The 6366-nt window shown below is 33.8% G+C and carries 7 protein-coding genes and 3 pseudogenes; 8 read left to right on the forward strand and 2 right to left on the reverse strand.

Going from position 1 to position 6366, the window contains the following annotated elements; genetic code table 11:
• Positions 1-125: 125 nt before the first annotated feature.
• Positions 126-1115 carry an alpha/beta hydrolase gene (locus tag HRG09_RS27230; protein WP_174103936.1) on the reverse strand — a complete coding sequence of 330 codons (990 nt, stop codon included), beginning with the start codon at positions 1113-1115 and terminating at the stop codon, positions 126-128.
• A 256-nt stretch (positions 1116-1371) separates the two neighbouring features.
• On the opposite strand from HRG09_RS27230, the gene HRG09_RS27235 reads away from it, so the two are divergent.
• The 4 genes from HRG09_RS27235 to HRG09_RS27250 all read left to right on the forward strand — a co-directional run bounded on the left by HRG09_RS27235 (position 1372) and on the right by HRG09_RS27250 (position 3690).
• Complete coding sequence (locus HRG09_RS27235) at positions 1372-1668, forward strand: hypothetical protein (protein ID WP_174103937.1); 297 nt, start codon at positions 1372-1374, stop codon at positions 1666-1668.
• 1 nt (position 1669) lies between these two features.
• Positions 1670-1855 carry a hypothetical protein gene (locus HRG09_RS27240; protein ID WP_002107213.1) on the forward strand — a complete coding sequence of 62 codons (186 nt, stop codon included), beginning with the start codon at positions 1670-1672 and terminating at the stop codon, positions 1853-1855.
• 100 nt (positions 1856-1955) lie between these two features.
• Positions 1956-3137, forward strand: a complete 1182-nt coding sequence (locus HRG09_RS27245; RefSeq protein ID WP_174103938.1) for an FtsK/SpoIIIE domain-containing protein — start codon at positions 1956-1958, stop codon at positions 3135-3137.
• A complete protein-coding gene (locus tag HRG09_RS27250; RefSeq protein WP_174103939.1) occupies positions 3076-3690 on the forward strand; it encodes a replication-relaxation family protein in 615 nt (204 codons plus the stop codon). The genes HRG09_RS27245 and HRG09_RS27250 overlap by 62 nt, the downstream gene beginning before the upstream one ends.
• 6 nt (positions 3691-3696) lie before the next feature.
• Here HRG09_RS27250 and HRG09_RS27255 read toward each other — a convergent pair whose 3' ends face one another.
• A complete protein-coding gene (locus HRG09_RS27255) occupies positions 3697-3927 on the reverse strand; it encodes a helix-turn-helix transcriptional regulator (protein WP_174103940.1) in 231 nt (76 codons plus the stop codon).
• A 416-nt stretch (positions 3928-4343) separates the two neighbouring features.
• On the opposite strand from HRG09_RS27255, the pseudogene HRG09_RS27260 reads away from it, so the two are divergent.
• The 4 genes and pseudogenes from HRG09_RS27260 to HRG09_RS27275 form a co-directional block, all read left to right on the forward strand.
• A pseudogene (locus tag HRG09_RS27260) lies at positions 4344-4936 on the forward strand (IS6 family transposase); the annotation flags it as partial.
• A gap of 229 nt (positions 4937-5165) precedes the next feature.
• A pseudogene (locus tag HRG09_RS27265) lies at positions 5166-5351 on the forward strand (NAD(P)-binding protein); the annotation flags it as partial.
• Positions 5352-5440: 89 nt separating this feature from the next.
• A complete protein-coding gene (locus tag HRG09_RS27270; RefSeq protein WP_174103942.1) occupies positions 5441-6052 on the forward strand; it encodes a class I SAM-dependent methyltransferase in 612 nt (203 codons plus the stop codon).
• Between the two features lie 111 nt (positions 6053-6163).
• Positions 6164-6366, forward strand: a pseudogene (locus tag HRG09_RS27275) (IS6 family transposase); the annotation flags it as partial.

Genomic DNA, 6366 nt, shown 5'->3' on the forward strand with positions numbered 1-6366 from the left:
CCTAATCCGCCAAACCCTCCAAAAAAGGCAATAAAACTCACCCACCCAGTTTCATCATTCTTGAGATTTGTAAGAAAAAGAATTGCCCCATTAACCATAGTAAAATGACTAGTACTATCATGTTTTCACTCTTCCATTCGATTTCGAATAAAATTAATAGTGTCAGTTGCAATTTTTTTACGTTTAAGAACAATCCCAGCGTGTCCGCAATTATAAATATATCGCATAGGTCTCTCCCAGGATTCCCACAAGTAGTCCGTATCCTCAGCATGTACATATAGATCGTGCTTACCTGAAATTAATAAAATATTTTCTTTTTTGATTTTTGGTACTGCTTGACTAGGTTCAGTGATTTTCCAATGATTTATTAAATCATTATAAGTTACGCCATGATGTTCCAGATCTTCTCTAATAAACTTACCTGGATTAGTATTCCATATTGAGTAGGAAAGTCGATTAGCATAGAAGATAGATGCTAATACGTCAATTTCGGATTCAACAAGAGCTGTTAGATTAGTAATAAACCCACCTAAACTGATGCCTATTAGAATCACGGGACCACTTTTATTTGCTTTGATCCAATGAATCAGTGCTCGCAAATTAACTACCGCTTGTCTAGAAGCTTGGACAGTTCGTTCGATATTGGCACTCACCATATATTCCCCACTATATAACGAATTTTCTGGTTCTCTTTCAAAATGATACGGTAGAGTGAAATAATACATATTCCAACCTAAGTCTTTCATTTGATGGTGAAATATGTTTTTTACACGTTCGTTAGAATCCATGCGCCAACCGTGAACAAAGATGACATGAGGTGCATCCTCATACTTATTTAAGAAGACTTCACCTGTTACAGCATCATTGTGTGGATCACCAGATTGAATTGAACTTCGATACTTGAATTGTCCAACTTTATATTCTTTATCCTGTGACTGCTTGATGTCGAAATGAACATCAACTGGTTTTACTTTATAAAAGGAATCTATGCCCTTCAAATCTGGTGAATGATTAGAAAGAGAAACATAATGAAACTTTTCACTTCGTTTTTTATGTAAATCGTACAAGGCGTATCGATCAATGAGTTTTGAAAAAATCAAATTGACATCCTCCAAATAATACATAATTTAAAATGTGGGTAAAATACATATTTTATCCATATTAAGTATAATAAACCTATCTTTTAATATCGAATGAAATTATCACCATATTTTTCCGTTTGGAATGATGTTTCACAAATGAATAATTTATTAAAAATTCGAAATAGTAAATATTGTTTCTGCCATCATTTTTTAATGGTACAAATTCAAAAAAGTGAATCATCATCATATGTATTTAGTGCATCTAGAAAATTATATGGATGGTGATGACATGAGCCAATATCAGATGTTATACAGCACTCCGTACCTTTATTCTTCAAAAACGCTCAAACAAATGTACAAAGAAACCAAAAAAGAAGAGAATATTTGTGCGATTCAAGAGCATATGCAACGACATGAAGTTTATTTAGATCGACAGTATCGAGGATATTATTATTTAAGTCAAAAAATTGAAGAGGATCTATATGGTGATGAACATGCTGTGTCCTGGAATGAACTATTAGATGAATATCAACTTTACAGGGATCGTAAAGGGAATTTGTCTATTAAACCAAAAGGATGGGATTAACATGACGATCATTGGAGAGCTAGGGATTGTTTATGGTGTGACTGGAGCTTCAGTTTTAGGGATAAAATTGCTGAAGAAGAAAGGTCTTTATCTTCCAGGTTGGTTGCTACGTGCTGGGCTAAAATGTTTATTAATTGGGAGTGTTTGGTACGTGCTAATGGATATACTAGATGTGTTTCTACGTTAGTATTACATCTGGTAGTTGAAAATAATTGCAATAGTGCGCCTTAATCTGTTTTTTCTAACCTTCCATACAGGCTCAACTACCTAAAGGAGGTATGGAGGATATGATGTCACTTTTATTAATTCCAGCAACCTTTTTAACTGTTGCTTATTTTTATAAGGGAAAAGAAATGAGTGATAAGAAAAAAATCGCCACGTTTTTTGAAATTACAAAGATATGTGTTCAGCATAAAGGTGAATTACAATATCCCGTTTTTATAAAAGAAATGGAAGATGACATAAGCATGAATTATGTTTACAAGTTACCGCTCGGCGTTCCAAGTCAGCTCATCAAAAAGTTAGCTGAAGTATTAGAAGAAGGACTATATAAACCCATTAAAATATCGTTTCATCAAAGGGAACTTCATATTCGAGTATTTAAGCAACAAATACCTGAAGTGTGGAATTGGTCTAAGGATCTACTAAAGGAGCACACATGGAGAATTATGATGGGGAAATCGTTAGATAAACACGTATATCATGATTTCGAGAATACACCGCACATGTGCGTAGCGGGTATGACACGTTTTGGAAAGACAGTATTCTTAAAAAATGTGATGACGAGTTTAATTTTACAACAACCTCGACATGTGAAGTTTTTTATTATTGATCTGAAGGAAGGATTAGAATTTAGTCCTTACAAGGATCTGTCTCAAGTAGTAGAAGTAGCTGAAAACTCGGAACAGGCGTTAGAGATGTTGGTGAGAGTACGTGAAAAGATGGTAAAACAGATTGAGATGATGAAAAATTCCTATTTTACCAATGTTATAGACACATCAATTAGAGAACGTTGTTTCATCATAGTAGATGAAGGAGCGAATCTTTGTCCGACACAAGGTTTACCTAAAAAACAACGGGATTTATTATTTATGTGCCAGGAGATGTTATCTGAAATCGCAAGAATTGGAGGTGGTTTAGGATTCCGGCTTATATTTTGTACCCAATATCCAACCTCTGACACATTGCCAAGGCAAATCAAACAAAATGCTGATGCAAAATTGGGATTTCGGTTACCTACAGCAATTGCTTCACAAGTTGCTTTGGATGAACCAGGTCTTGAGGAGTTACCTTCTCTTCCAGGTAGAGCATTATTTAAGACTGATCGGACAGAGGAAATCCAGGTACCATATTTAAAGGATAAAGACATGTGGGATTTACTGAAGCAATATAAGGTGGTGAAAAAGCATGAGGCATCAAACTCTCAAACAAAAGGCGAGGCAAATCGAGATTTTATCCACTTTGAGTAAGTTAGACTTTGCAACCAGGAGGCAATTGCAAGCTATTCACTGTTTAGGAAGTATTCGGAATGCAAATCGTGTATTAAAGGATCTGACGCCATATTGTCACATCACAAAAATAGCTCGTGAACATGTATATTATTTAAATAAAAAAGGACGTGATTTATTAGGAATCACAAGGACAGTAAAGAAAAATAGTCAATTACAGCACATTTTAATGAGAAACGAAGCCTGGATGTGGATAGGATTTCCCGAATGGAAAACAGAACAAACAATAGAATTTTCAACCGGTGGTCAGCGATATCAAATCATTCCTGATGCAACCTATTTTGAAGATAAAGTCCCTCACTTTGTTGAAATAGATCGCATGCAACATATGAAAGCAAACGAACACAAAGTACAGTTATATGGCCATATAACAGATATCTATAAAAGACAGAATGCTATTGTTCCAGTAGTTATCTTTTTTACCTTATCGGACTATCGTCAATCTAAATTAGAACAATATGCTATAAAACAAAATGTGTTTATGAGAACGTTCGTGATGGAAGACATGTTTTAAAAAAACCTAGATATTTATGTCCCAAAAATCATGGTAATCAATGTTTTTATCAAATTTTTTTAGTGTTTTAATTATTTTTGTTGCTGATGTAAAAGTTGGAACACGATCTTTTTTGTTTGCTAAATCACTTATTAATGATTTGCTTAATCCAGTCTTTTGTACTAACCATTGTTGTTTGATTCCTCTACGATCTAAATAGTTACCAAATGGAGTTCTTTTTTTTCCCAGCCCAAACATTGGAAATCCCTCCTGATCAATAATATCGTACTAATAGCTTGTACAATATTCCATAAATCTAAACTTTTGTTCATAAATATGGAATTATGTCTTACAGCAAGGCATAGAATAATAAAAAGAAAAACTAAAAAAATATGTAATAATTTTGCGGAATGTAGCATTCATAGTAATAGCTACAAGTTGCTTATACACTAGCCTAATGGCAACTTGTTGCAACGAGTATTCCTATAAAATTAAAAGCTTAAATCCATTGGTACACCAGGGTTTAAGCTTTTCTTAATTTGTGAAGAAATGAAAAAGAGTTTAATAAATTAAGAGATATAAAATTATTCAGTGGTCGAATTTTGAAGAATTTTATATAATTTCACGTACTATAATGTAAATAAAAAATAAATTAAAACATGCAGATATTGAACATGGAGGAACGAGGTTTATCCATTTCTCATACAACGATTATGCGTTGGGTTCATCAGTATGGTCCTGAATTGGACAAACGAATCCGACGTTACCTCAAACAAATGACTCTTGGAGAGTCGATGAAACATATATCAAAGTAAAAGGGCAATGGATGTACCTGTATCGTGCTGTTGATTAGAAAGGAAACACAATCGATTTTTGCCTAAGCAAAACAAGAGATCAGAAGGCTGCAAAGCGCTTTTTCAAGAAAGCTTTGCGGTCTTTTCATGTTTCAAAGCCTCATGTTATAACAGTCGATAAGAATCCAGCTTATCCTATAGCAATTGAACAGTTGAAAAAAGAAAAAAGCATACCTGATGGTATGCAACTTAGACAACAAAAGTACTTGAATAACATAGTAGAACAAGATCATCGTTTTATAAAGAAGCGTATCCGTTCTATGCTAGGGCTCAAATCTTTTGACACAGCTACATCCATTTTTTCTGGAGTAGAAGTCATGCATATGATTACAAAAGAACAGATTGATTTACGGAATCAGTCCGTCCAAACTCAGAAAGAATTCATCCATCAATTGTTTGAACTTGCAGCATAAGACACGATTCCGTTAGGAATATATGTGCTGTATTCTCTTTTATTTTATTTTTGCATCAGAACCTAATCTAGTGAGTGGCTCAAAAAAGAAAGAATTCTAGCCGTTCCCCTTTAAAAAATGGTAAAAATCCCCTTGACGCTTAAAAATAGAGTGCTATAATAAACGAAAACATATGAACATATGAACAATTATTCATATGTTTTGAAAAGTAGATACTGGGGGGAACTATTTGTTAGATTTTATTATAGTTGGTGCTGGTCAAGCTGGTTTGAGTATGGGATATTACTTGCAAAAAGAAAGCTATAATTTTGTAATCCTTGATGGAGGGAAACGAATTAGAGATTCGTGGAGAAATAGATATGAATCCTTGGTTCTATTCACACATAGATTACATAGTTCACTGCCAGGAATGAAATTTTTTACAAGCTAGAAGACATGTAGAAAACGAAATGCATGTCTTTGTCTTTTTCGTACTTTTCTATAATTATTAAGAGGTGTAAAAGGATGAAAAATCATACGAATAAACTTAAGTATAAAGGTATTTCTATAATTTATGATTACTTAATGAGTAACAAATTATTTATAAAGGCAAGGGAGCGAGCTTTCTCTCTTCTTCCCCTTAAGTCAAAACAGGATATTTTATTTGTTGGTGTCGGAACTGGAGAGGACTTTCGTTTTATTCCTTCAGATGTCCATATTACAGGAATTGATCTTTCACAAGATATGTTAAATAAAGCAAAAACTAAAATACAGGAAAATCAGGCTACACTTCTACAAATGAATGCAGAGCAATTACAGTTTCCAGATGAATCTTTTGATGGAGTATCTCTAAATCTCATTTTAAGTGTTGTTGAACATCCAAAGCAGGCTTTAGCTGAAGCTCTTCGAGTAACTAAACAAACAGGATTCTTATTAGTTTTTGATAAATTTTTACCTGAAGAATCGTCTTCCAGTATAAGCAGAAACATAATCAACACCATTACTTCCTTTCTTGGCACAGATATTAATCGGAGGTTTAGTGATATTTGCAAGGATTTGCCAATAAAGATTGTATATGAGGAACCTTCTATATTTAAAGGAAACTATAAAATTATTCTTTTACAAAGGGCAGTATAATGCTGAATTTAAACATAGCGGTTCTGGTGCAAAAACTTCAGGGAAATTGCAAATAATCTCTAAATCTTGGACATACTGATACTATTACTCTAAAAAAGGTGTGTGATCGGTATGAAAAAGGAAAATTTGTTCAAATGGAAGCACTATCAGCCTGATATTATCTTATTAACGGTAAGATGGTACCTACGGTACAATCTAAGTTTTCGTGATTTGGTGGAAATGATGGAGGAACAAGGTTTGTCTATTGCTCACACCACTATTATGCGTTGGGTGCATCAATATGGACCTGAATTAGATGAAAGAGTACGACGTCA

It is taken from the genome of Bacillus sp. Xin1, from assembly GCF_013314535.1.
In the GTDB taxonomy this organism is placed as follows: Bacteria; Bacillota; Bacilli; order Bacillales; family Bacillaceae_G; genus Bacillus_A.

What these genes read in the sequence shown, in the direction of transcription:
- HRG09_RS27250 (WP_174103939.1), top strand. Translation starts at nt 3,076, where the DNA reads ATGAGGCATCAAACTCTCAAACAAAAGGCGAGGCAAATCGAGATTTTA.
- HRG09_RS27245 (WP_174103938.1), top strand. Translation starts at nt 1,956, where the DNA reads ATGATGTCACTTTTATTAATTCCAGCAACCTTTTTAACTGTTGCTTAT.
- HRG09_RS27235 (WP_174103937.1), top strand. Translation starts at nt 1,372, where the DNA reads ATGAGCCAATATCAGATGTTATACAGCACTCCGTACCTTTATTCTTCA.
- HRG09_RS27270 (WP_174103942.1), top strand. Translation starts at nt 5,441, where the DNA reads ATGAAAAATCATACGAATAAACTTAAGTATAAAGGTATTTCTATAATT.
- HRG09_RS27240 (WP_002107213.1), top strand. Translation starts at nt 1,670, where the DNA reads ATGACGATCATTGGAGAGCTAGGGATTGTTTATGGTGTGACTGGAGCT.
- HRG09_RS27255 (WP_174103940.1), bottom strand. Translation starts at nt 3,927, where the DNA reads ATGTTTGGGCTGGGAAAAAAAAGAACTCCATTTGGTAACTATTTAGAT.